The organism is Parasphingorhabdus sp., assembly GCF_049667325.1.
Lineage (GTDB): Bacteria > Pseudomonadota > Alphaproteobacteria > Sphingomonadales > Sphingomonadaceae > Parasphingorhabdus.
Genome location: NZ_JBATHY010000006.1, coordinates 1 through 1,827, shown reverse-complemented (window position 1 = coordinate 1,827; position 1,827 = coordinate 1). Strand labels below are relative to the sequence as shown.

General features: G+C 60.6%; 2 protein-coding genes and 1 pseudogene. 2 read left to right on the top strand and 1 reads right to left on the bottom strand.

What is annotated here, in order from left to right; all coding sequences use genetic code 11:
• Both WBM93_RS00205 and WBM93_RS00200 read left to right on the top strand, forming a co-directional pair.
• Window positions 1-773, top strand: a pseudogene (locus tag WBM93_RS00205) (elongation factor 4); the annotation flags it as partial.
• 137 nt (window positions 774-910) lie between these two features.
• Complete coding sequence (locus WBM93_RS00200) at window positions 911-1,126, top strand: hypothetical protein (RefSeq protein WP_424426972.1); 216 nt, start codon at window positions 911-913, stop codon at window positions 1,124-1,126.
• Between the two features lie 21 nt (window positions 1,127-1,147).
• Here the strand turns inward: WBM93_RS00200 and WBM93_RS00195 are convergent.
• Window positions 1,148-1,827 (bottom strand): class I SAM-dependent methyltransferase (locus WBM93_RS00195; protein WP_424426970.1); only part of this gene is annotated, 680 nt, incomplete at its 5' end.

Genomic DNA, 1,827 nt, shown 5'->3' with positions numbered 1-1,827 from the left:
TTCTGGGGCTGTTGCATCTGGAGATTGTCCAGGAACGGCTGACGCGGGAATATGATCTCGACCTGATCACCACCGCGCCGTCGGTGGTCTACCGGATCCAGATGAACGACGGCAGCGAGCAGTTCCTGCACAACCCGGCGGATATGCCCGACGTGGTCAAGATCCGGGAGATCGAGGAGCCTTGGATCGAGGCGACCATCTATTGCCAGGACGAATATCTCGGCGGGATACTCAAGCTCTGTCAGGACCGCCGCGGCGAGCAGAAGAATCTGACCTATGTCGGCGACCGGGCGCAGGTGGTCTACGATCTGCCGCTCAACGAAGTGGTGTTCGATTTCTACGACCGGCTGAAGAGCATCTCGCGCGGCTATGCCAGCTTTGACTATCACCAGATCGGCCTACGCACCGGCCAGCTGGTCAAGATGAACATCATGGTCAACGGCGATCCGGTCGACGCGCTGAGCATGATCGTCCACCGCGACGCCGCCGAAGCCCGCGGTCGCCATATGTGCGAGCGGCTGAAAGACCTGATCCCGCGCCATTTGTTCAAGATCCCGGTCCAGGCCGCGATCGGCGGCAAGGTGATCGCCCGCGAGACGATCTCGGCGATGCGCAAGGATGTGACCGCCAAATGCTATGGCGGCGATATCAGCCGCAAGAAGAAGCTGCTCGACAAGCAGAAGAAGGGCAAGGCGAAGATGCGCGAATATGGCAATGTCAGCATCCCGCAGGAGGCGTTTATCGCCGCGCTGAAAATGGGCGACGAGGGCTAGGTCCGATCCGCAAGCGCTAATTCAAGGCGTTTCTGCGACCAGTTGACAGTGCCGGCAGTTGAAATCGCGTGTATATTGGTATATATTGCTAAGCGCGTAAACAAAAACAGGGTCCAGACTAATATCAGGAGCCAACTATGTTTGATCTGTTTGAGCCACGTGATCGTCGGGTCAAGGACGAGCAGGCAGTTCACTATTATTATACCAAATACGGCGATGATGCGCCTGCGGTGTTGAGCGACCGGGCAAGCGACCATGGCCTGTCATCGCGCGACCGGCGCCACTGGCGGCGACTGGCCCGCAAGGCGCGGCAGCGGCAGAGCGTATGGATGGACGCGTTGAAAACCAACTGACGAAGGCCCGCCGGTGACTGCTTATGATCCGCTGGCCCGCTGATAGGGACAGGGCTTTATCTCGCCGGGTAAGAACGCGGGACCTTTGGCCCTGAAACGCGCGAAATAACCACCCAGTTCCGGGCGCTCCATGAAGCCGACCAGCTCATAGCCAACCGCCTCGAATTCGCAGAACAGTTGCTTCGGCGGAATGCCGTGCTGCTCGAATGCGCGATTCACATCGACCACTACCACTTCCCCGGCACCGCGTTCTCCGGTCTTGCTCAGCAGCGCAGGCCGCAGGCGAGAGAGGAACGCATAAGGCTCGCGGACCTCATGATACATGTGGACCAGGAAAATCCGGTCAAAACTTTTCTCCGGCAAACGCGGATCATCCGGCGCGCCGAGCTTGATCGAGACGTTGTCGAGCGCTTCGCGGTTGACCCGCTCGGCCAGCCGGTCGATCGCCGCTTCGTCGATATCCTGCGCCAGCACCCGCCCCTTGGCTCCGACCTTCTCGGCCAGCCGCACGGTATAATAGCCTTCTCCCGCCCCGATATCGGCAACCGTCATCCCGGGCTCGAGCCCCGCCGCCTTCATGATCTCTTCGGCTTCGCCGCGCTTGTCGCGCGCGGTCTCGGTCGACCATTGGTTGCCGGCCAGATCCGACACCGGCCGCGAAGCCGGCGGATAAGCGCGCGCGCTTTCGGCGCGCTGATCAT